We start from the raw sequence: 23,671 nt of genomic DNA, 5'->3' as shown, positions 1-23,671 counted from the left end.
TTGCAAGTTAAAAAGAATCATCAAAATAGAGTAAACGCGTTTATTACAGCTAAAGAAGTACGTTTAGTACACTTTAATGGAGAAATGATAGGTATTGTCTCTATAGAGGAAGCTTTAGAATATGCACAAAATGCAGGTTTAGACTTAGTAGAAATTGTACCTGATTCTATTCCTCCAGTATGTAAAGTACTAGATTATAGTAAACAAAAATATTATGCAAAAAAGAAAGCTAGCGAGGCGCGTAAAAAGCAAAAAGCACTCACTACAAAAGAAATTAAGATTGGACCTAATATTAGCGATCATGATTATCTCACAAAGCTTCGTCAAATAAAACTTTTTCTTGTGCATGGTCATAAAGTCAAGGTAACAATGAAATTTCGAGGTAGAGAACTTATCTATACTGATATGGGATTAAATAAGTTACACAGATTAGTAAAAGATATTGAAGAAATTGCTAAAGTAGAATTAGCTCCTAAAAAGGAAGGAAATCAGTATTATTTGATTCTTGCAGTTAAATAGTAAAACATTTTGTCATGTTAATTCAATTGAAGAAAACAAGATCATATGATATCTATTTTATATCTCGCTACTCTGACATTTCGCTTAAAATAATCTATTTCTACCGTTCATAAGAGATGATGTTAATTCTATACCGCATATCACGGGCGCATGATCAGATGAATGTGGCGCTATCTTACGCCATTGTGGATCTATATAGCATACTTTTAATCTGTCAATAATTTTTGCTGATAACAGTATATAATCTATCCTAAGACCTTGATTATTATATAAGGCCTTGCCTTGATAAGACCACCATGTGAATTCTTGTAAATGAGGATTTAGCAGTCTAAATATATCCTTAAAGCCAAGATTTAAGATAGCTCTTAATTTTTGACGTGCTTGTATATGAAAGCACCCTTGTTCATTGAATGAATTAATATCAAAGATATCAAGCATATCTAATGCAATATTATAATCTCCCGCGAGAATAATGACTTCTTCATTTTTTATTACACTCTGTATTCTATGATATAAGTTATCAAGAAATTCTAGTTTGCGTATATAAAAATTTCCTCCTTGCCCACCATTTGGAACATAAACGCTTATTACTCTTATTTTATGAATATCTATTTTTATAATGCATTCTATATAACGAGCTTCTTGTACATTTTTGATCATATCAACCTTATATGTTTGTAGTATCTGATATTTTGATATAATACATACTCCATTTCTTGTAATTTGACCATTTATAGCATATTCATAGCCTAATTGTTCTATTACAGAATAAGGAAATTGTTGTTCTGTACATCTGATCTCTTGTAACAAGAGAATATCTATATTATTATCAACAATAAATTGAGCAATTTGATTTATTCTTTTACGTATGGAATTGACATTCCAAGTAGCAATTTTGATCATGATTAATTCTTATTAATGACCTCAATTATACCCTCTTGAGAAGGTGTTATAGATGTAATAATTTTTTTCCATCTTATAGATTTTAATCTTTCAGATATATTTGTACTCATTGTAAAAGCTGTAATGTCACTCATAATATGACTAAGACCTGACTTCGCTGCCAAAGTACAAAAAATGTTTGCTGTTTGTGAGGAAAAAAATATTACACTGTTAATCTGTTTATCTAGTAACCAGTGTTGACATCTAAAACTAAAATCATTTTTAATAAGTGTTTTATATAATAATACTTCTCTTATAAAAAAATCTTTCTCTGATAATATTTTTTGTAATTCACAGGTTATGTCATGTCCTCTAATATATAGAAATTTTTTGCCTATAAAATAGTGAGACTGTATTAATGTGATTAATCCTTCAACATTACTATTGGCTGATGTAATATTAAAAAAACCTAAGTTTTTAGCAGTTTGCATAGTGGCGTTTCCTACTGTAATTATCGGAATGTGACGTGATCTATAAATTTGACTTAATGCTTTAATACTGTGTTGACTTGTGGCAAGTATGATATCAAAATCATATAAAGATATATCAACATTCAGATATTCAAGGGCAAATAATGGTTCTATTAATACTTTATGTCCAGATTTTCTTAAAAGCCTGCTTGTCTTTAGAGAATCTAACATCGGTCTAGTTAATAAAATAGATTTACTCATTAAATTCATCTTTAATTGTCTATTTATAAGAATAATACACCTTAATTTATAATAATAATATCTTCTTTAAAAGATGATATTCAAAATAATTTTTACTTAAGCATTTAGGAGAGTACTTGATATTATAAGATCATTTTTGAGATACTCATTTCAAAATATCAAAATTATAATTTTAACAAATGATAGAATGATAGAATGATGATTGATATTTCTAATAATGAAGACATCACAGGACATAGTGCTATCACTAATGCTCAATTGATTAATAGAATGTGATAATAATAATCACTATATCAATACTTAACCTTAAATAGTAAGAGTGCCCGAGAGAAGAGTCGAACTTCCAAATAACTCACAAAGTTACTAGCATCTGAAGCTAGTGTGTCTACCAATTCCACCACTCAGGCTTTTTACGCTTTGACTTAATATACATAAAGGAATATTCTTAGATAATATTTTGACTTTAAAGATGATGATCAGCGATATAGATAAGATATTTTTTACACATAACAATATTAATATTAATAATATATATAAAATCGTTAATCATGCACTAAGAAATAACGATGGTGGCGAGTTATTTCTGGAATTCCGTCAATCAGAATCTTTGCTATTTGAAGATAATATGTTAAAACATATGAATTATAACACAAATAGTGGATTTGGTTTGAGGGCTTTTTGTGACAATACTCTCTCTTTTGTATGCTCATCTGAAATTAGTGAACAAGAGATTAGTAAGGCTACATCTATAGTCATAAATACATTGTCTTTGAATCAAAATAATTTACTCCACTTAGAAGGAAAGAGAAAAAATTTATACTCAAATCTTAATCCTATACATCAAATGTCTCTTAAAGAAAAACTCACGCTATTGCATGATATCAACGAATATATACGTTCTAAAAGTAATTTCATTACGCAAGTAAAAATTACTCTCAGTGGAGAATATCAAGCAATACAAATCATAAAAGGTGATAATTATAGAATCAGTGATATCAGACCATTAGTACGTCTGAATATAGTAGTCATAGTAGAAAAAGCAGGGCGTATAGAAAAAGGGCATGCAGGATATGGTAGAAGAGAAATGTATGGTCAGTGTATCAATATACAAAAGTGGCAAAAAGTAGCAGATGAAGCATTAGCACAAGCATTAATGAATTGTGAAGCAATGCCAATGTTAGCAGGAGAAATGACAGTTGTATTATCTGCAGGTGTACCAGGTATATTAATACATGAGTCTGTTGGTCATGGATTAGAGGGAGATTTTAATCGTAAAAAAGTATCTGCTTTTTCACATTCTATTGGTAAACAAATTGCATCTCATGATGTGACTATTGTAGATGATGGTACTCTTCCTTATATGTGTGGTTCTATGAATATTGATGATGAAGGACATCCATCAGGATATAATATATTAGTAGAAAATGGAATATTAAAAGGATATATACAAGATCATATGAATGCTAAACATATGAATGTTCCGATAACTGGTAATGGAAGAAGGGAGAGCTATGCATCTATTATATTGCCTCGAATGACAAATACTTACATGTTGCCTGGAAAATATACAGAAGAAGAAATTATCTCAAGTGTTAAGAAAGGAGTATATGGAGTAAAGTTTTGCGGTGGACAAGTTGATATTACATCAGGAAAATTTGTTTTTTCTTCTTCAGAGGCTTATCTAATAGAAAACGGTAAGATTACATATCCAATTAAAGGTGTATCTTTTATTGGTGATGGTCAAACATTATTAAAAAAAGTCTCTATGGTTGGTAATAATCTCAAATTGGATACTGGCACTGCAATCTGTTCAAAAGAGGGACAAAATATTCCAGTATGTGTAGGACAACCCACAATCAAAGTGGACGGACTCACTGTTGGAGGTACTGAATTATAATTTTTATATTACAAGAATATATATTTGCTAGTATTTGAATAATTGAATGCTTTGATTTACAATAAGTCACACATAGCAAAAAAGAATGAAATTTCCCTATTAGCATTTTCCAGATTATCTGAACCATGAATTCTATTCTCGCGAATATTATTGGCGAAATCACCTCTGATTGTTCCTTTATCTGCTTTTTTAGGATCAGTATTGCCCATTATTATTCTATATCTGCTAATTGCGTTTTCACCGGTTAATACTTGAATAATACTAGGTCCAGAAGTCATAAATTCTATTAATTCACCAAAAAATGCTTTGTCATAATGAATATGATAAAATAATTCTGCTTGTTTTATTGTTAATAACAGCATTTTTTGAGCTATAATTCTCAGTCCAGATTTTTCAATATATGCATTTATGCTACCTGTAATATTATTTTTCACTGTATCAGGCTTTAATATTGAAAGTGTTTTTTGCAGTATCATATTTTTATAAAATATTTATAGATGATTGTATTGTAAAATTTTATTTTATAAAGAGAATTATTTTACTTGTCATATGTCTTGTGTTATAATAAATAATTGCTATTTGATATTAAATAGTCAATGTCTAATTACTAGTATTGCTGATATTACACTTCAACATTACTATGATATAAATTTTCTACGGATCATTCAATAATTAGTGATACAATATAGACATATATTCTTTTTTCTTTAATATAGATACTTTCATTATAAATTGATATATCATGAATAAAGCAATAGTACTATTTAATCTTGGTGGACCTAATTCACTTGAAACAGTGCGGCCTTTTTTATTTAATCTCTTCTATGATAAAAGAATAATTAATGTACCAAATCCTATTCGTTTTTTTTTAGCAAAATTTATTTCAAAAAAACGAGAAAAAATCGCACAAGAGATTTATAAGCATATTGGAGGTAAATCTCCCATTCTAGAGAATACACAAATGCAAGCTCAAGCACTTGAAGCTTCATTGAATAGCATTATCTTTAATTCTCCAAAAATACATGATAATTGCATGATCAAATCACAAGATCAATTAAAAGTTTTTATTTGTATGCGTTATTGGCATCCATTTGCTGAAGAAGTAGTACAAAATGTCAAAAAATTTATTCCAGATGAAATAGTATTACTACCACTATATCCTCAATACTCTACTACTACAACATTATCATCTGTAGAAGATTGGTATATACAAGCAAAAAAGTATGATCTTAAATGTGATACCAAAATCATTCATCATTATTATGATAATAAATATTTTATTACAGCACATGCTAATTTAGTTGCTCAATATTATCAATTAGCTAGTACTAGTAACAAGAAGCCAAGAGTCTTATTTTCCGCTCATGGTTTGCCTATAAGCATCATAAAAAAGGGTGATCCCTATGCTTCACAAATTAAAAGCACTGCAGAATTAATAGTAAAAAAGTTAGCTATTGAGAATTTAGATTGGTCAGTCTGCTATCAAAGTAAGATTGGTCCTATCAAATGGTTAGAACCAAGTACCGAAAGTGAACTTTTGCGTGTCAAATCAGATAATATACCAGTTGTATTATGTCCTATCTCCTTTGTTTCTGAACACTCTGAGACGCTAGTTGAACTTGATATAGAATATAAAGCAATTATTAAAGATGGGTATTACTTTCGTGTACCTGCTCTTGGTACAGATGATTTATTTATTGCATGTTTAACTGATTTATATGTACAGCGTATATCTAGTCATGATGAATAAAATGTATTTTTAATAGTAGTATTATATATACAGATGATATTTTCTATTAAGATAAAGAAAGAAAAAAACTATCACTTATCTCAACTAGACTCTCACTATTTTAATAACTTGATTCAGATGTAATTTCTAGAGATAATGCTAGTATTGATAACTTACTGATGACTTTCCATAGCAATAGAATATTATCATTTACATTGCTACTTACATCATAAAATTCACAGTCAATTGCATTTAAACTAGAAAACTTATCTTTTCTGTTGTTACATCTGTATAAATAACAGATAGGATCTTTTGCTATATAATATATAAGAGGCTCTGCAGTCATATCTTGAAATATATCTAAGGAAGGAATACCTTCTTGTATAATGACACTATTTATCTTGACTCCTTCTTTTACCTTTTTCATATTATTACGTTTTTTTTTATTTAAAGAGAATATTTCTTTGCTATTTCTTGCTGTAATAATTCCCATACCGTATGTACCATTACTTGCTTTGATAAAAACATATGGTTGTGTTGTTACATTATGTTCTTTATATTTTTCTTGCATTATATATAGCATATCATCAACTTTATGAGAGATCTCTTGTAGTGATATATCATCACTAAAATCAATATTATTACATTCTGATGTAAATATAGAAATTAGCCATGGATCTATTTTAAATTCTTGACAAAATTCATATACTAGATCTTGATAAATTGCAAAATATTTAAATTTCTTTCTTCTGTGCCATCCATATAGTGGATCTGGTAATATCTTTTGTGTGATATTGTGTAGTATATTAGGAATATGACTTGTCATATCAAAATTCAATATAATCACATCAGGTATAAATCCTGATGTTGTTTTTAAAGTATGATTATCTCTAATAACGCTTTCATAACATGAAGGTGAAGAATTTTCTTCATATAACATGCCAATCTTAGTATGTAAACCTGCAAGTTCTAATATATCTGCTATAGCAAATACATTTGCTATATATGGTTGATTTCTTGTATATTTTTCAGGTATGATCAGCGCTTTTGTATATTTAGTTTTTTTAAAGTAAATCTTCATGAAATGTGATGCTATTATTTTTGATGACTGATTTAAATTATTAAATCCTGCTGGAAATAAATTTGCATCTACAGGAGCAATTTTATACCCTGAGTATCTTAAATCTATAGAGCTATAAAGCGGTAAGATAAGATTGTGAAATTTATTTTCAAACCAACTATTAATACTTTTTTCTAAAATTGGAAGAATTATGTTTTGCATCTATCTTTTAAATGATATAATAACAAATACTATATCATAATCTATGATTAAAATAAATTACTCACATTATGCCAATACTAAATTTCATAATAATCTTATGTAAGATAATGGAAATATAATGCATTATAATAATCAACAAATGTATGGCACTACTGTTTTGTCAATTAGAAAGCATAATACTGTAGTAATAATAGGAGATGGTCAAGTCTCATTGGGTCATACTATTGTAAAATCTAGTGCGAAAAAAGTGAGACGTCTTTCTTGTGATTCTGTCATTGCTGGATTTGCGGGAGCAACAGCAGATGCATTTACTCTCTTTGAACGTCTGGAAAATAAACTTGAAAAACATTCAGGACAGTTGATGAGATCGTGTGTAGAACTTGCACAAGATTGGAGAATGGATAAGTTTTTACGAAAATTAGAAGCTATGATGATAGTGGCAGATTCTTCTCTCTCTTTATTAATTACAGGTACAGGAGATGTGTTGGAGCCTGAAGATGGAGTATTAGCTATTGGATCTGGGGGTAATTTTGCTTTATCTGCAGCACGAGCATTAATTGATATTCAAGATATTTCAATAGAAGAAATTGCAAAAAAAGCCATGAGGATAGCTGCAGATATATGCATATATACAAATAATAATATAGTAATTGAAAAGATAGAGTAATGATATGTCTTCTAAAAAAAATATTCTTAAGAATGATGATAATGATTCTGTCACTCTTTCGTATAATCATTCAGAGTGTTCTCAATATGCAGATTCAAACATCGATACTCATCCAGAAGATGAGTCTTTTCAGGAGAATGATGGTGAAATACAAATGCCATTAGAGGATCTTCCGCCACAACAGATAGTTAAAGAATTAGATAGATTTATTATTGGTCAAGATGATGCAAAACGTGCGGTTGCTATTGCACTTAGAAATCGTTGGCGTAGAAATCAGGTTCCTCTTCCATTACGCGATGACATCATACCTAAAAATATACTGATGATCGGACATACTGGTGTTGGTAAAACTGAGATAGCTAGAAGATTAGCAAAACTTGCAGGTGCTCCTTTTATAAAAATTGAAGCGACAAAGTTTACTGAAGTAGGATATGTAGGACGTGATGTAGATTCTATCATACGCGATTTAGTGGATGAAGCAATAATTTTAGTGAAAGAAAAAGTACGTAAAGCCTTATATAAAAAAGCTGTATTTTTAGCTGAAGAAAGAATTGTCACTGCTATGGTAGGTGAAGATGCATCTGAAGCAAGTAGAAACACTTTTAGAGAAAGAATCAGAAATAAAGAATGTGAAGAAGGAAAAGTCTCGATCAATGTTAAAGAAAGCAATTCTACATTGCCAACTCTTGATATCTCTGGCATTCCAGGTGCTCAGCTTGGAATTATGAACGTCACAGAAATAATGGGTAAAATGTTTAATGGAAATAAAAAAACAAAAACAATCAATGTACAAGTAAAAGAAGCACGTATAATTCTTATTAATGAAGAAAGTGATAAACTGATGGATGAAGATAAAATAATTAAACAAGCTCTAAATCTTGTAAGTAATGAAGGAATAGTATTTTTAGATGAAATAGATAAAATTGCATCATGTACAGCAATCAAAGGTGAAGTGAGTAGAGAAGGAGTACAACGAGATTTATTACCTTTACTAGAGGGTACAACAGTATCAACCAAGTATGGACATATAAAAACAGATTATATTCTATTCATTGCATCTGGTGCTTTTCATCAGGCTAAACCATCTGATCTTTTGCCAGAACTGCAGGGCAGATTACCAATTAGAGTAGAGTTGAAAGCTCTGACTCAAGAAGATCTAGTAAGAATATTAAGAGATACAGAATCAAGTTTAATAAAACAATATATAGCATTAATAAAAACAGAGAATGTCATACTTGAGTTCACGAATGACGGAATTGAAGCAATAGCTGAAATGACATATAAGGTTAATAGAGAAATAGAAAATATAGGTGCAAGAAGATTACATACTATTATGGAAAAACTTTTGGATGAAATCAGTTTTATTGCTTCTAATAAAGATAGCAAAAAATTCCTAATAGATAGTCAATATGTTAAAGATAAATTATCCTCTATTGCACAGCAGAGAGATTTATCTAAATTTATACTTTAAAAATTAAAGTGTTTTGTTTTATATAGTATTAAATAAACAGTGAAGATACATATCTACAAAAACTACTTAAGGAGAGTAAGAAAACTGCTCATACTCATCATATATAGAACCATATTATAAAATTTAATATAAAATATCATTTTGACAGTAATACGCTTCTTGATATAGCCCTAAAGCCGAATAAGCAATTATTAGGTTTTTTATTACTTTACTATAATAGTCACTATTTTTGTATTTTTTTAATATATTTTGAAAACATATAATTGATGATAAGTATTTACCATGCTGTAGGTAAAATTTACCTATAGAATATTCACTATATGCAATATGATTTATTACTCTTTTTTCTATTTGTTGCACTTCATTTAGATATTTACTATCTAAAAATAACTCTATATATGTTCTAGCAAATTCTAGAGTTTTATATGCAGTTTCTTGTCCGAACTTGATATTATGAATATGCATATAATAGAATAATATTCTTAAATAATATACATATGGTATATTTATGTTATTACGTATATTACACTTATATATATAATTCTCTATATTGCTAATGGCATGTGCGTATTGACCTGTTTTATAGCTAGAAATACTAGATAATAATTGTATCTGCAGTGTATAATACGTACCAGGATATATAGATTCCATATTTTGATATAATTGAATTACTTGTAAATATTTTTTATTTACAAATAGAGAATATCCTGATTGATACAATTCATTTTCAGTTTTATTAAAATTAGTATATATATTTCCATATAAATTCGTATATGAAAACAGTAAAGAGATTATACAATATACAATGATAGTCTTATACATAAGAGATCGAATCTATACAGAAGTAGCAGATTATTATCCAAATGATACAATAAAATATACGATATACTATAACTCTATAATAAGAAATGGAGATTTTTTTTTAAACATTGCATAGGAATAAAACATGCAAGTGTTTTGCTCTTCTATAGAGAGATTGTTTCTGATTATTTCTCAATATTCTATTTTAGAGAGAATTGTATATTACTTAATTCCCGCAAGTACATATTGATAACCAGACCAAACTGTAATACAAGCAGCAATCCATAAACAAATAATACCTATATACTGCATGATTTCATAGTTACTCATTATCAATGATGTTACTGCGATCATTTGTACAAATGTTTTCAGTTTACCAGAATAACTAACTGGTATACTAATATTCTGAGCAATAAGCAATTCTCGTAACCCAGAGACTAATATTTCTCTACATATTATGATAAGAGATGGCACGATTGTATTACCATTGATTTTATGTTTGTAAATGAGCATAATGATAGTAGAGACAACGATCAGCTTATCGACAGTAGGGTCAAAGAGAGTACCAAATTTTGATTGTACCTTCCATATACGTGCTAGATAGCCATCAAAAAAATCTGTAATACATGCAAACATAAATATTGAGATTGTTATTATATTTGCATATTTACTATCTATACTAAAACTGATGATTATACCTGGAATTGCAAGTGCACGAGATATTGTAAGAAGATTAGGTAAGTTTTTCTTAAACACGTAGTGATAACTTTAGCACAGTATCATAAATTTATATATAATTATAGTAAGCTTTACAAGCTAATAGTTTCATTGAAAATTTACAATAAAGGCTTTATAATAAAAAATAATAACGTAAAATATTTAGGAGATACAATGATGAATGATTGGAATAGTGTACATGTGCAAGAGGCTCTTAAATATCATAGTAGAGGAAATTATCCTGGTAAAATATCAGTTTTACCCACAAAATCCTTATCTAATCAATATGATTTATCACTTGCTTATTCTCCTGGTGTTGCATATCCATGTCTTGAAATAGTAAAAAATCATGATTCAATTTATGATTATACATCAAAAGGTAATTCAGTTGCTGTCATTTCAAATGGTACTGCAGTACTTGGACTTGGTAATATAGGTCCTCTTGCTGCAAAGCCAGTAATGGAAGGTAAGGCAATCTTATTTAAGCGTTTTGCTGATATTGATGCAATCAATTTAGAAATAAATACAGAGAATATAGAAGAGTTTTGCGATACAGTCAGAGCTCTTGGTACAAATTGGGGAGGTATTAATTTAGAAGATATCAGATCTCCTGATTGTTTTATAATAGAAAAAACTCTTAATGATATTATAGATATACCAGTGTTTCATGATGATCAACATGGCACTGCAGTAGTTGTTGCTGCAAGTCTCAAAAATGCTCTTGATATTGTTGGTAAGAAATTAGAACATGTAAGGATTATTATGAATGGTACTGGCGCTGCTGGAATAGCATGTTTAGAAATATTAAAGTTTATGGGTGCTAATCACATAGTATCTTGTGATAAGCAAGGAGTAATATATAAAGGAAGAATAGCAGATATGAATATATGGAAAGAACAATATGCCATTGATTCTTCTGATCGTACATTACTAGATGCAATAAAAGGAGCTGATGTATTTATTGGATTATCTACGAAAGATGTTTTAAATGAACAAATGTTGAAGTCTATGAATAAAGATCCAATTATTTTTGCTCTTGCAAATCCTGACCCAGAAATAAGACCTGAAATAGTAAAACAAATCAGACCAGATGCAATTATTACTACTGGTAGATCAGATTATAACAATCAGGTGAATAACCTAATAGGTTTTCCTTATATATTTAGAGGAGCACTAGATGTACGTGCAACAACAATAAATAATGACATGAAAATTGCAGCTGTAGAGGCAATAGCGCAGCTTGCACGAGAGCCAGTACCATGCGAGATGTCTGCAGCATATGGTGGACGAAGAATGAGCTATGGTCCCGAATATATTATTCCTACTCCATTTGATCCAAGATTAATTGCTGTAGTATCTTCTGCAGTTGCAAAAGCTGCAATTACTTCAGGTGTAGCACGCAAGACAATAAATAATTGGTATCAATATGAAACTCAGTTACACTCTCGTATTACTAGAGTTCTGAATATTTTAAAAATTTTATCATTACATATATAACAATATGTATATTATGAGAGTATAAATATCATTCTCTTAATATATATATATTGATTTTAATGACATGAGAACTAAAGCATTAATTCATATTGACAACAATAATAGAATACAATCAGTGTTCTCACTGTACACTGAATATTAATTATACAAAACTTTTTATATATATTATGATAATACTCATCACAAATGATGATGGATTTAATAGTAAAAGCTGAAAATTACTTAAGAATGTTGCTCTGAATTTGACATCAGAAGTGTGGATAGTAGCACCAGATTCAGACAGAAGTAGATCATCACACTCTCTCACTGAGAGAATTCATCGTTCTATTAAAATCAAGCAACATAGTGAAAGGGAATTTAGTATTTCTAGCACTCCTGCAGAGAGTGTGATTGTTATTCTAAATAACGTGATGCATAAAAAACCAAGTGATATTATCTGGAGTAAATATTGGATCTAATGTAGGAGATGATATATGTTATTCAGGAACAATTGGTGCTGTAATGGAAGGAGCCATCAAGATCTATATCATCTATTGCACTAAGTCAAGAATATAATGGTAAATTAATAAATTGGCATAATACTAAAATATTTGCACCTAAAATTATTACAAAATTAGTCGAAGTAGGATGGCCTCAAAATGTCGTTATGAATGTCAATTTTCCTGCTACAGAAAAAGTAAAAGGTATAGAATTTGCTGAACCAGATGCATATTCTATAATCGGAGATATTGCATGTACTAAAAATCTACATGAATCTTTAAGATTGAAGTGGTGTCGAGAATACACTGGTAGTGGTAGTGTGGGTAAAATTAAAGAAGGATTTATTACTATTACACCAGTAAAATTAGATTTGACAGATTATGATATATTATATGCGATGAAAAATTCTTATGCAGATATATTTTCTTCTATTTCTAAATAACAGATAAATTTATCTATAATTTACAATATTTTTACATATACATTATGTAGATGAATGATTATCATATTACTTATTATAAAATAAATTATAATTTACGATATAATTCTTTAAGTCCTATCTTATAATTAGCAAACATGAGAGAAATTTTTAAATCCTGTTTAATTTTTAAATTACTTACCTTTTTTGATCCTAAGAAAAAACTCTGACCATGTTCAGATAAAGTAGAAATCTCAGTTGGTTGTGGAAGTGCCATATTCAGTAATTGAGCTCCATACATTAATACTTCAGATTGTGTCGCTGGTAAATCATCTGCACAATTGTATATTTCACCAGGTCTAACTCTTTGCATTGAAGATAATATAATATTGATGATATCGAAGACATGAATACGAGAAAAAAGATGTCCTGTTTTTTGGATATTTCTTGCTTTGTGATGTTGTAAATCAACTAATACATTTCTCTGAGGGCCATAAATTCCAGATAAGCGAAAAATATGTATAGGTAATATACTATGCATCCACTTTATTTCCGCATGTATTCGACTTTTTCCTCTCACTTCTATAGGTCTTGTTTCAGATTCTTCTGTGACCCAATGACCTGCATGATCACCATATACATTAGTAGCAGATAAATATCCCAACCATTTGATATTTCTCATTTCATCACCATATCTCTCAAGAATATCATCACCTTCAGGAGGTACAGAGATTAAAATATGCGTTGAGGCTCGAAGAAAATCTTTATTTACTCTATCATATCTATAGATAGTAATACTATTATCTGTTTTTTTTATTGAAGAGGTACCTCCTATTGTCCAACCTCTCTCTAATAGAGTATATGATAGAAACTGTGCTACATATCCATATCCAAAACAAAATAGCTGCATATTATTTAGATGAAATGATAAGATGTTGTTTTATAAATTCTATTCCAAATTTTATTCCTTGTTCATTAATCATGTGATCTAATTGAAGAATTGGATGTTCTGTAATTTTAATATCATGTTTTTTCAGAGTATCTACTGCTAATTTAAGATATTTAAAAGGTACTACTTGATCATTATCACCATGAATCATGCAGATGTTAGGTTTTGATTTAATTTCTTGTACAACTTGTTCAGATAAAATTAACCTTCCAGAATATGCAACAACAGATGAACATGCTTGTGGTCTAGTTAATCCAAGATATATTGCAAGCATTGCACCTTGAGAAAATCCTACTAAAGAAAGTTGTGTATCTTTCAAATGAAAAGATTTTAATCTTACATCAATAAAATGATTAATAATTGGTGCGACTTGCTTCATGCCATTATATAACATACCTTCATTACGCTCTTCTAAGCTAAACCATTGATATCCCATACCTACGTCTCTTTTAAAAGGAGCATTTGGCACTATACAATACGAGTTAGGCAACTTCTTGCTCATAATCTTAGCAAGATGTACAAAATTTTCGCCACTTGAACCCCAGCCATGCAAAAAAATTATCAGATGATCTCTATTGGAATTTTGAAAAATTTCTGGTCCTGTTAATGTGATCATATATTATCTAATATAATTCATATATGAATATATCTAACATTAATTTTTCAATTTGTAAAAATTATATTTTTATCTTTATTTTTTACAATGTAATATAATATAGTATATATTACTCTCTATGAAATACAAAACTCTGATTTTATAATATATGAAAGACGAAGTATCGTTTAGAATTTATCAGCCGACAAAAAGTGTTACACAGTATGGTTTAAGAAATACACGTAGATGGCATTTAGAAAGTATATCTCATGATTACTATATTGATCCACTCATTGGTTGGATTGGTTCAAAGGATCCAAAACATATTGTATTGTATTTTCAATCCTGTGAGCGAGCAGTATTTTTTGCAAAAAAACATAATTTAAGATATATTATTAATATACCAAAAATTGCTAAACAGATTATTAAATCTTATGCACAGAATTTTATTCTAAGGGAGTATCTATGATAGAATATTTTATATATTAATCCTAAAATTCATATAGAGGATATAGAGAGAAGATTGTTTTTGTATTCTCCTTTATTGAGAATCTCTAATATCATAGATAGATGTTATCATAAATATTGTATTTATATCAATATTTATAATCAGTATGTCTCATATCTTACGATTCAAGCGCATGAGTCTTTCAATTAAGATATATTATATGTATTGACATTTAGTATTCAATTAAAATAAATATTACTATATGCGTAAAATATTAATATTAATATTAATTCTCTTACCACTTAAATTATATGCTTGTATTATTGAAATCATTGTTGATGTCAATGGTGATCCCATTTCAAATTGGGATATCGAGCAACATATCAATTTAATGAATGTATTATTTGGACAACAAAATATGACTCAACATGAGAGAACGCGTAATATTTTAACGCAACTTATAGATGAAGCATTAATAATACATGAAGCAAAAAGATTGAATTTAACATGTAGTAATGATGAGATCAATGAGACTAATATCTTATATTTGAGTGAGCATTTTAAGATTCATACTCATGAAGTAGCTCAATACATAAAAACATACAATATAGATCTAGAAATACTAAAACAACAAATTAAATGTCATATATTATGGCACAAAATTATTACTGCAAGTATTGTACCATTTATTCATATCAGTGAACAAGAAATACGAAATAAAAAAGTTCAAATGGAGAATTTTGTCAACCTGATTTCCTTTCAAGAATTCTTCATTCCTATTCAAGAAAATCTTAATATTTCTAGTATAGAGAATAATGATGTCTTGACAAAATTAATCGATATTCATTCTCTTGATTCTAAAATAGACATGAAAATTACAACTGTTAATATCAATCAATTGAAAGGTGCTCGTAAGACACTCTTAGAAAAATTAAAAGTAGGTGAGATCAGTGCACCAATACATTATACAAAAGATTATTACTCTATTATTAAAATAATAGATAAGGCTCAATTGGATTCTTCACTTCTCAGAAGTACATTAAAATTTAAACAGTTAACATTACAAAATCCATACATAGCATTAGAACATTTAAAGAAATTTCAAATCAACTGTTCAAATATAGATCACTTCACAGAGTACTTACAACTCCCGTACATAAAAGAATTTGCAATAAAAATAAGAGATTTAAATCATCATTTACAAATGTTATTTAGTAAAACTAATATGAATGAGATCGTGCCATTTACAGACAATAATACTACAAAATTAATGCTATTCTGTGAACTCACTGAAGATCATATGACTTCATATACTGAAGATATTAAACAGATACTATATACTCAAAAGATTTTGAAACAGAGTCATTTACTCATAAATGATATACGTAGAAATGCAGTTATTCACTATCATGATAATACGATATTTACTATACCACCAGATTTCAATTAAAATATATGCATTAGCATTTAAAAAAATTAAAGGAATGAAGATAATAATCAAAATAGTCTTGATTAACATCAGTAATCCAAGTTTGACACTTAAGAGTTAATATTTCTTCTATGAGAGCAGTTCTATAATGCGCATCTAGATGAGACATGATATCATCAAGTAATAAGAGAGGAGCGCTATTATAATGTATACATCTTGCTTTGATACTTGATAAAATAATAGATAATAATAATAACTTTTGTTCTCCAGTAGAACAGAGAGCAATAGGAAGATCTCTTTTTTGACAAAAGATCTGTAAATGATCATTATGTATACCAAACGTAGTTTTACCAGATAATACATCTTGTGTTCTATTGTTTTTTAGGTGCTTTTGATAACATGCTACACTATCATATATCTTGACCTGACTACTAAATCTCATACTAGCCTTAGGAAATAATTTCGTTGCATCTTGATCAATTACTTCTTGTATTATTTTTAAAACAGAAATGCGCATATGCAAAATATTGATTGCATTAACTGCCATGATATTTTCAATACTAGTAAGCCACATCTCATCTGATATTTTGTCTCTTAATAATTTTGTTCGTTCTAGTTTAGCTTTTCTATATTTCAGATAATATATTGCATAGTTTGATTTAAATAGTATAGTGATGCGATCTAAAAATTTTAATCTCTCACTTGGACTACTTAGTAGTATACAATCCATTTGGGGGATTAACCATATCACATGAGATAAACTATAAAGCTCTGAATAATTTGATTGCTTTGTACCATCAATATATATGAGTTTTTTATTTGATCGTTTCATAATCTTAATAGCATTATAAGCTGTGCCATTAAAAAAATCATAATATATCATCCAATCTTCAGTACTAAATCTATTTTGCATTTCATGGACTTTTACTTTTTTCATACCATTACTTTTACCCAGCAATGAAATAGCTTCAAGGATATTGGTTTTACCAATGCCATTATTTCCAGTAATTACTACTGACCTGTTTTCTAATAAAAGCTCACAGTATGAATGATTACGAAAATTACTTAATTGTAACTTTTTTAAATAACAATTTCTATTCATATACTAATGATTATCAAGATCGTATATATATTTATGATTGTACATATTGCTGATTTCATTTGATGAATATATTGAATATATCTGATATTTGATATCAAAATCCTCGAATTCTTTGTCTCATTTGAGAAATTAAGCAATTAAACTATTTTCAATGCTATATTTCACATCTATATCGATAGAAAAACACTGATATTCAGGTTATTAATCTTTTGCTACTACTAGATATTGATAAGTTATACTCAACTTACCTTTAAGATTTTTATAGAAATTCAAACCTATTTATGAGATGCTAAATCTTAGCAAAACTATTAGCACCTTTATATCTCGCATATGTAATGAATATTATTAATAAATATCATAATAGTGATCTCATGCACTAATATCTCTCAAGAGATGTAATCATACAAATAATATGACATTATATTTATTCAAAAACATTCAAAATAATAATTTTGAAGTATACTATAGCATGAGTAAATAGATATCGCTTTATATCTCAAAGAGAGATATTATTAGTATTTATATGATATATTAGTCTTGAAAGCAGTCATATACACTTTTAAAGTCTGACTCTTTATTGTATCCAGTCAATCATCTAAGAAAACAAGAGAGAGTCATAACTAAAATTAAGATATTGAATAAAAGCAAAGACTAATAATTTGTATCATGATAGTAATATCAGTAATATAAAACAGTATAGTATAATGAAGAGATAATAGATTGCAGTAGAAATATCTGCAAAATAAGTTAATTAGTAAAGTATGAAGAAAGGATATCAAGAGCCTAAAATTGATTATATGAATAATCATTTAATATGTTTAGGAATGATCATATCTCCTCATGGTATTCATGGCGCTGTAAAAATCAGGACTTTTACTGAATATCCAGAAAATATTTCATTATATGGTATACTCATAAGTGATTTTGAGAAATACGAAATTAATTCTCTATCTGTAATAGGATGGAATTTAGTGATTGCAAAAATTAGTCATATTAATTCATATGATGATGCATCTCTCTTGAAAAGTAAAAAGTTATATATCACAAGAAATACACTACCAAAACTTAATATTTCAGATCATTATTACTATGATGACCTGCTAAATATGGAGGTGAGATTACATACTCTTATATTATATGGATATGTGGTATCTATAGATAATTTTGGATCAGGAGATATACTAAAAATTCTAATGGTAAAGAATCAACAACATATTATGTTACCGTTTACTCAAGATATATTTCCATATCTCAATATAAAAAAAAAATATATGATCGTGAATTTACCTGAATTTATCGACTCACTTGACTAATTAAACATTTAATATCTAATATAAAAGAATATTACTATAATCTGATATAATTATACTATATGGCAGATAAAGCACATGATATCAGAATTGGACAAATATTAGAACATCATGGATGTTTATTTTTAGTGATAAATGTCATGCATACTAAACCTGGTAAAGGGGTTGCATATATACAAGCTGAGATGAAAAATATTATCACTAAAAATAAACATTATGCAAGATTTCGTTCTGATGCTATCATCAGAATAGCAATTCTCAACGAAGAGGATTATATTTATCTTTTTACTGAAGGTAAAATTGTGCATTTAATGCATATGAGTGATTATCAACAGATTATGATCAATAAAGATTTGCTAGGAGATAAACAACATTATTTACAGGACAATATGAATATAAAAGTCACATCCTATCAAGAGAGAATTATTGCTGCATATATTCCTGATTATGTCATATTAATTGTTAAGGATACAGAAGAAAGAAGACATTCTATTGCACCTTCTTATAAATCTGTGATTTTAGAAAATGGTATGCGAATAACAGTACCACAATTTATTAAAATAGGAGATACAATTGTAGTATATACTCCTAATGATAGTTATCACGCAAGAGTGCGGTAATATTATGTCCTCTATTTCATCTCCTAGAATTAATGTAATGCTTGAGTCTATAAAAAGCGCTTCTAAACAACTTATGAGAGATTTTAATGAATTACAAATCTATAATATTAGATCAGAAGATTTTATTAATAAAACATATTCAAGATCACAGAATATGATACAAGAATATTTATTTAATTATAAAAAAGATTATGGATTTATCTATGAGAATGAACAAGAAGAGACAGTCAGTAGAGATTATAACTGGTTTATTTTACCTATAGAAAGTAAAGAAAATTTTTCTAGTTGTATAGTATATTTTGCTATATCAGTTTGTTTAATTTATAAAAATAAAGTTATAGCAGTGGTGATAGATGCTCCAGCTTTAAGAGAAACTTTTTGGGCAGAAGAAAAAAAAGGTGCTTTTCTTGAAGATGCGAGATCACGTAATGTAAAACTTCGCACTAAAAATAGATCAGGTGGATTAATAGATATCAGTAGTAACTTGTTACACAGAGTTTCATCTCATAATATGAATATAAGATCAATAGGATCTTCAGTCTTAGGTTTTGTATATCTTGCGACAGACAGGTATACTGGATTAATATATTCAGGTATCAATAAATATAAAACTTTACTAGGAAGGCTTTTTCTTGAGGAAAGTGGAGGTAGCATTATAGAACATCAAGATCTAATAATCGCTGGCAATGTTCAATTAGAGAATCATGATTCTCTAATAGGAATAGATAATGATTTAAAAACCTTGACTAAAGATTCTGCTAAATGATGTATCATGTTATCAGTGTGAAAAGGTGTAGGGGTAATACGAAAACGTTCAGTGCCTCTTGGAGTTGTAGGATAATTTATATGTTGTACATATATGCTGTATGTATCAAACATCAATTTTGATGCACTTTTGGATAATTGTGAATCACCAATTATGATCGGAATAATATGAGTATTTGTATCAATAAAATTGATACCTACATTTTTTAATGCTATTTTTACTTTTTTCACAACTATCTTATGCATCTCTCTTTCAATATTACTGGATTTTAGATATTCAACACTTGCCTTAGCTGCAGCTGCTAAAATAGGAGACATAGCGGTAGTAAAGATAAAACCTGGTGCAGAACTTCTTATGACGTCTACTAAATTCTTTGAAGCAGCAATATATCCTCCCATGACTCCAAAAGCCTTTGATAATGTCCCTTGAATAATAGTCACTCTATTCATAATTCCCTCTTGTTCAGCAATACCTCCACCATGTTCTCCATATATTCCAACTGCATGTACTTCATCTAAATAAGTAATTGCATTATACTGATCTGCAAGATCACATATTGCTTTTAAAGGTGCTATATCACCATCCATTGAATATACAGATTCAAGAGCTATAATCTTAGGTATGTTAATACTGATAGATTTTAATAATGTTTCTAAATGAGATATATCATTATGATTAAATATATATTTTGGTCTTTTACCTGATTTTATTCCTTCTATTATTGAAGAGTGATTTTTTTCATCTGAAAAAATAACTACATCAGGAATTATAGAAGATAATGTACTGAGTGTTGTTTGATTAGCAAGATAACCACAAGAAAATGTTAAAGCATCCTCTTTATTATGTAATGTAGCTAAAGACTTTTCAAGTTCTACAACTTCTTTTGTTGTTCCTGAAATATTTCTTGTACCACCTGCACCAACTGATGAACTTTGCATAGCAGCAATAACGTGTTTATTTTGTGACATGCCTAGATAATTATTGCTACACCATACTATCACTTCTCTATTTCTTTCATAGTCCATAATATGAGGAAATTTACCAGGTACAGAAACAAAATGTGTAAATTCACGATATCTTCCTTCTTGTTTGATATCTATGATTTTTTGTAAAAATATTTTTTCGTAATCTATCATATTATGATGTTTTAATCATTTAAAATTATAATTTTAAATGATTAAAACATCAAGTATAATATTGCAATGAATATTGCAGTTAAGAGAAAAATTCTTGATTCTTAAAGTAAATATCTTGTAATGATGATCTCTCAGATATAGAGATGAAAGAATAAACCTTCAAGTTTCTTTATATCATTGAACACATGATTGCATTAAAATGCTAGCAAGTATATTATTGAGTCTATTAGTAAAAATATGTGGACTATCTATCTCTTCACCCTCAATAATGCACGCTTGATAGAACAATAAATAAATGATGTCTTCTAATATTTGATTTTCTCCATTTTGATTATAAGCATTCAAAATGTTTTTGACAATAATATGCTTAAGATTTATTTCTAATACTTTAGGTGTGCGATAATCTAATTGTTTTTGTTCACGTAAAAAGCGTTCCATTCTTAGATCTATTCCACCTTCATCAACAGTTAAACATACTGGACTATCAATTAATTTTTTTGAAACTCTGACTTCTTTTATTAAAGTACCAAGTACTTTTGTAAAATATTTTATTATAGGATCTGAATTGATATTATCAAGAATAGTTTCGTTATTTTCTATATTTGATTGATTCTGATTTTGTTTCTCTAAAGAAAATTTTTCTATATCAACACCAGATCTTGTCACAGATTTGAATTCCTTATGTTTATATTGACGAATTACACTCGTCCAAAAATCATCAACTGGGTCAATAAATAATAATACTTCCAATCCTTTATTAATAAATCCCTCAAGTTGAGGACTATTTTTGACTGCAGTAAGACTGTTGCCTGTCAGATAGTAAATATGAGATTGATCCGGAGTCATTCTTGAAATATAATCATCAAGACTGACTAATGTATCATATTTAGTACTATGAAATCTACAAATTGAGAGTAGCATCTCACGATCTTCTGTAGCAAGAGAATCACATAGACCTTCTTTTAATACTGCACCAAAATTACTCCAGAAATTAATATATTCTTCTATATTATCTTGTGCTCTTTTACTGATCTCTGAGAGCACACGCTTCGTGATAGATTTTTTGATCTGATCAACAACACGATTATTCTGTAATGTTTCTCGACTAATATTCAGAGGCAAATCAGGTGAATCAACAATACCTCGTAAAAAGCGTAAATACTGTGGTATAATTTGTACATTATTTTCAGTAATAAAGACCTTATTGACATATAATCTTACAGAACAATTTCTATCTGGATGAAATAAATCAAAAGGCTTAACAGAAGGGATATATAATAAATTTGTATATTCTATGATTCCTTCACTTTTGTTATGCAATGTCATCCAAGGATTATCATTCATATTAGAAATGTAACGAAAAAATGCATTGTATTCTTCTTGAGTAATCTCTTTTTTTGATTTAGTCCAAATAGATGCATTACTATTTAATTTTTCGCTCTTTTTTTGTTCTTCATCTATAAATTCAATAGGAAAAGTGATATGATCTGAATAAGTAGTAATAATATTTTTAATACGAGATTGATTTAAAAATTCATGCTCTCCAGCATGGAGAATGAGTGTAATTTTAGTACCACTTTTATGATGAGTATTGATATTTTCTAATTTACTAATTGAATATCCACCATCTCCCTTAGAGGTCCACATCCAAGTTTCTTCTTCTCCTGCTTTTCTTGATTGTACTATTACTTCTGACGCAACCATGAAGCTTGAATAAAAACCTACACCAAATTTACCAATTACATCTATATTTTTCTGTGCGTCCTTAGTATTTTTAATATTTTCCAAGAATTTCTGTGTCCCTGAGCTTGCAATTGTACCAAGATGATCAATTAAATCTTGTCTATTCATACCTATACCATTGTCTGTAATGTATAGTGCACTCTTATCTTTATTGAAACTGATACTAATTTTTAGTTCATCATTAACGCTCAATAAATCAGAATTTAACTGAGATTCATAACGTAATTTATCACAGGCATCTGATGCATTTGATACTAATTCACGTAAAAAAATATCTTTATTAGTATAAAGAGCATGAATCACTATGTTAAGTATTTTACTGACTTCAGTATCAAATTGTAGATTCTCAGTATCCTTTATATTATGCATTATCCGCCTCATTAATCTGTTATTGTATTAAAGATTTAAGTATGATGCTTGAATCTTTCAAGGTAATATATATTAATTAAACTAAATATTTATCAAAAAAATGAATATAAAGA

23 protein-coding genes, 1 tRNA gene and 2 pseudogenes are annotated in these 23,671 nt (G+C 28.5%); 14 read left to right on the top strand and 12 right to left on the bottom strand.

Annotated features, from left to right (window positions below; genetic code table 11):
- Entirely contained in the window at positions 1-519 is a 519-nt protein-coding gene (gene infC, locus MC061_RS00775; protein WP_259536085.1) for a translation initiation factor IF-3, read from the top strand.
- An 84-nt stretch (positions 520-603) separates the two neighbouring features.
- Here infC and MC061_RS00770 read toward each other — a convergent pair whose 3' ends face one another.
- The 3 genes from MC061_RS00770 to MC061_RS00760 form a co-directional block, all read right to left on the bottom strand.
- Positions 604-1,422: an exodeoxyribonuclease III gene (locus tag MC061_RS00770; protein ID WP_259536083.1), complete on the bottom strand. Its 819-nt coding sequence runs from the start codon at positions 1,420-1,422 to the stop codon at positions 604-606.
- A 2-nt stretch (positions 1,423-1,424) separates the two neighbouring features.
- Complete coding sequence (locus tag MC061_RS00765) at positions 1,425-2,132, bottom strand: uroporphyrinogen-III synthase (RefSeq protein WP_259536081.1); 708 nt, start codon at positions 2,130-2,132, stop codon at positions 1,425-1,427.
- Positions 2,133-2,452: 320 nt separating this feature from the next.
- Positions 2,453-2,539, bottom strand: a tRNA-Leu gene (locus MC061_RS00760).
- Positions 2,540-2,607: 68 nt separating this feature from the next.
- On the opposite strand from MC061_RS00760, the gene MC061_RS00755 reads away from it, so the two are divergent.
- Positions 2,608-4,029 (top strand): metallopeptidase TldD-related protein, encoded by a 1,422-nt coding sequence (locus MC061_RS00755; protein ID WP_259536220.1) that lies wholly within the window; start codon positions 2,608-2,610, stop codon positions 4,027-4,029.
- 56 nt (positions 4,030-4,085) lie between these two features.
- Here the strand turns inward: MC061_RS00755 and ndk are convergent, their stop codons facing one another.
- Complete coding sequence (gene ndk, locus MC061_RS00750) at positions 4,086-4,505, bottom strand: nucleoside-diphosphate kinase (protein WP_259536079.1); 420 nt, start codon at positions 4,503-4,505, stop codon at positions 4,086-4,088.
- Between the two features lie 266 nt (positions 4,506-4,771).
- Here ndk and hemH point away from each other — a divergent pair, with 266 nt between their 5' ends.
- The gene (gene hemH, locus MC061_RS00745; protein WP_259536078.1) at positions 4,772-5,779 is read left to right on the top strand and encodes a ferrochelatase; all 1,008 of its coding nucleotides are present in this window, start codon (positions 4,772-4,774) and stop codon (positions 5,777-5,779) included.
- A 100-nt stretch (positions 5,780-5,879) separates the two neighbouring features.
- On the opposite strand, the gene gshA is transcribed toward hemH, so the two are convergent.
- A complete protein-coding gene (gene gshA / locus MC061_RS00740; protein ID WP_259536076.1) occupies positions 5,880-7,040 on the bottom strand; it encodes a glutamate--cysteine ligase in 1,161 nt (386 codons plus the stop codon).
- A gap of 118 nt (positions 7,041-7,158) precedes the next feature.
- On the opposite strand from gshA, the gene hslV reads away from it, so the two are divergent.
- Positions 7,159-7,707 carry an ATP-dependent protease subunit HslV gene (gene hslV, locus MC061_RS00735; protein WP_275976646.1) on the top strand — a complete coding sequence of 183 codons (549 nt, stop codon included), beginning with the start codon at positions 7,159-7,161 and terminating at the stop codon, positions 7,705-7,707.
- Between the two features lie 4 nt (positions 7,708-7,711).
- Positions 7,712-9,178, top strand: coding sequence for an ATP-dependent protease ATPase subunit HslU (gene hslU / locus MC061_RS00730; protein WP_275976645.1), 1,467 nt, complete (start codon positions 7,712-7,714; stop codon positions 9,176-9,178).
- 123 nt (positions 9,179-9,301) lie between these two features.
- Here hslU and bamD read toward each other — a convergent pair whose 3' ends face one another.
- The gene (gene bamD, locus MC061_RS00725; protein WP_259536074.1) at positions 9,302-10,000 is read right to left on the bottom strand and encodes an outer membrane protein assembly factor BamD; all 699 of its coding nucleotides are present in this window, start codon (positions 9,998-10,000) and stop codon (positions 9,302-9,304) included.
- A 201-nt stretch (positions 10,001-10,201) separates the two neighbouring features.
- Positions 10,202-10,735: a CDP-diacylglycerol--glycerol-3-phosphate 3-phosphatidyltransferase gene (gene pgsA, locus MC061_RS00720; protein WP_259536072.1), complete on the bottom strand. Its 534-nt coding sequence runs from the start codon at positions 10,733-10,735 to the stop codon at positions 10,202-10,204.
- Between the two features lie 135 nt (positions 10,736-10,870).
- Here pgsA and MC061_RS00715 point away from each other — a divergent pair, with 135 nt between their 5' ends.
- The 4 genes and pseudogenes from MC061_RS00715 (at position 10,871) to MC061_RS02640 (ending at position 13,115) form a co-directional block, all read left to right on the top strand.
- On the top strand, positions 10,871-12,193 hold the full coding sequence (locus MC061_RS00715) for a malic enzyme-like NAD(P)-binding protein (protein WP_259536214.1): 1,323 nt from the start codon (positions 10,871-10,873) through the stop codon (positions 12,191-12,193).
- A 254-nt stretch (positions 12,194-12,447) separates the two neighbouring features.
- Positions 12,448-12,748, top strand: a pseudogene (locus MC061_RS02650) (5'/3'-nucleotidase SurE).
- A pseudogene (locus MC061_RS02645) lies at positions 12,717-12,833 on the top strand (5'/3'-nucleotidase SurE); the annotation flags it as partial. The pseudogenes MC061_RS02650 and MC061_RS02645, both read left to right, overlap by 32 nt.
- A gap of 6 nt (positions 12,834-12,839) precedes the next feature.
- The gene (locus tag MC061_RS02640) at positions 12,840-13,115 is read left to right on the top strand and encodes a SurE domain-containing protein (RefSeq protein ID WP_410543434.1); all 276 of its coding nucleotides are present in this window, start codon (positions 12,840-12,842) and stop codon (positions 13,113-13,115) included.
- Positions 13,116-13,200: 85 nt separating this feature from the next.
- On the opposite strand, the gene MC061_RS00705 is transcribed toward MC061_RS02640, so the two are convergent.
- On the bottom strand, positions 13,201-14,001 hold the full coding sequence (locus MC061_RS00705; RefSeq protein WP_259536070.1) for an SDR family oxidoreductase: 801 nt from the start codon (positions 13,999-14,001) through the stop codon (positions 13,201-13,203).
- Between the two features lies 1 nt (position 14,002).
- A complete protein-coding gene (locus MC061_RS00700) occupies positions 14,003-14,656 on the bottom strand; it encodes an alpha/beta hydrolase (RefSeq protein WP_259536068.1) in 654 nt (217 codons plus the stop codon).
- A gap of 148 nt (positions 14,657-14,804) precedes the next feature.
- Here MC061_RS00700 and MC061_RS00695 point away from each other — a divergent pair, with 148 nt between their 5' ends.
- Entirely contained in the window at positions 14,805-15,104 is a 300-nt protein-coding gene (locus tag MC061_RS00695; protein WP_259536066.1) for an ETC complex I subunit, read from the top strand.
- 241 nt (positions 15,105-15,345) lie between these two features.
- The gene (locus MC061_RS00690; RefSeq protein ID WP_259536064.1) at positions 15,346-16,533 is read left to right on the top strand and encodes a SurA N-terminal domain-containing protein; all 1,188 of its coding nucleotides are present in this window, start codon (positions 15,346-15,348) and stop codon (positions 16,531-16,533) included.
- Positions 16,534-16,543: 10 nt separating this feature from the next.
- Here the strand turns inward: MC061_RS00690 and recF are convergent, their stop codons facing one another.
- Positions 16,544-17,614: a DNA replication/repair protein RecF gene (gene recF, locus MC061_RS00685; RefSeq protein WP_259536062.1), complete on the bottom strand. Its 1,071-nt coding sequence runs from the start codon at positions 17,612-17,614 to the stop codon at positions 16,544-16,546.
- Between the two features lie 797 nt (positions 17,615-18,411).
- Between recF and rimM the strand changes: the two genes are divergently transcribed.
- From rimM to MC061_RS00670, 3 genes are read left to right on the top strand one after another with little or no spacing between them, the layout of a single operon-like run.
- Positions 18,412-18,927 (top strand): ribosome maturation factor RimM, encoded by a 516-nt coding sequence (gene rimM / locus MC061_RS00680; RefSeq protein ID WP_346268841.1) that lies wholly within the window; start codon positions 18,412-18,414, stop codon positions 18,925-18,927.
- 59 nt (positions 18,928-18,986) lie between these two features.
- Positions 18,987-19,544 (top strand): elongation factor P, encoded by a 558-nt coding sequence (locus MC061_RS00675; protein ID WP_259536058.1) that lies wholly within the window; start codon positions 18,987-18,989, stop codon positions 19,542-19,544.
- The gene (locus MC061_RS00670; RefSeq protein ID WP_259536056.1) at positions 19,516-20,310 is read left to right on the top strand and encodes an inositol monophosphatase family protein; all 795 of its coding nucleotides are present in this window, start codon (positions 19,516-19,518) and stop codon (positions 20,308-20,310) included. The genes MC061_RS00675 and MC061_RS00670 overlap by 29 nt, the downstream gene beginning before the upstream one ends.
- On the opposite strand, the gene hemA is transcribed toward MC061_RS00670, so the two are convergent.
- Together hemA and htpG are read right to left on the bottom strand one after the other, a co-directional pair.
- A complete protein-coding gene (hemA, locus tag MC061_RS00665) occupies positions 20,247-21,446 on the bottom strand; it encodes a 5-aminolevulinate synthase (protein ID WP_259536054.1) in 1,200 nt (399 codons plus the stop codon). The genes MC061_RS00670 and hemA overlap by 64 nt on opposite strands.
- A gap of 174 nt (positions 21,447-21,620) precedes the next feature.
- On the bottom strand, positions 21,621-23,558 hold the full coding sequence (gene htpG, locus MC061_RS00660) for a molecular chaperone HtpG (protein ID WP_259536052.1): 1,938 nt from the start codon (positions 23,556-23,558) through the stop codon (positions 21,621-21,623).
- Positions 23,559-23,671 lie beyond the last annotated feature (113 nt).

Origin of the sequence: Wolbachia endosymbiont of Howardula sp., assembly GCF_025021925.1 — a bacterium.
Lineage (GTDB): Bacteria > Pseudomonadota > Alphaproteobacteria > Rickettsiales > Anaplasmataceae > Wolbachia.
This window is presented reverse-complemented; position numbering and strand designations above follow the sequence as displayed.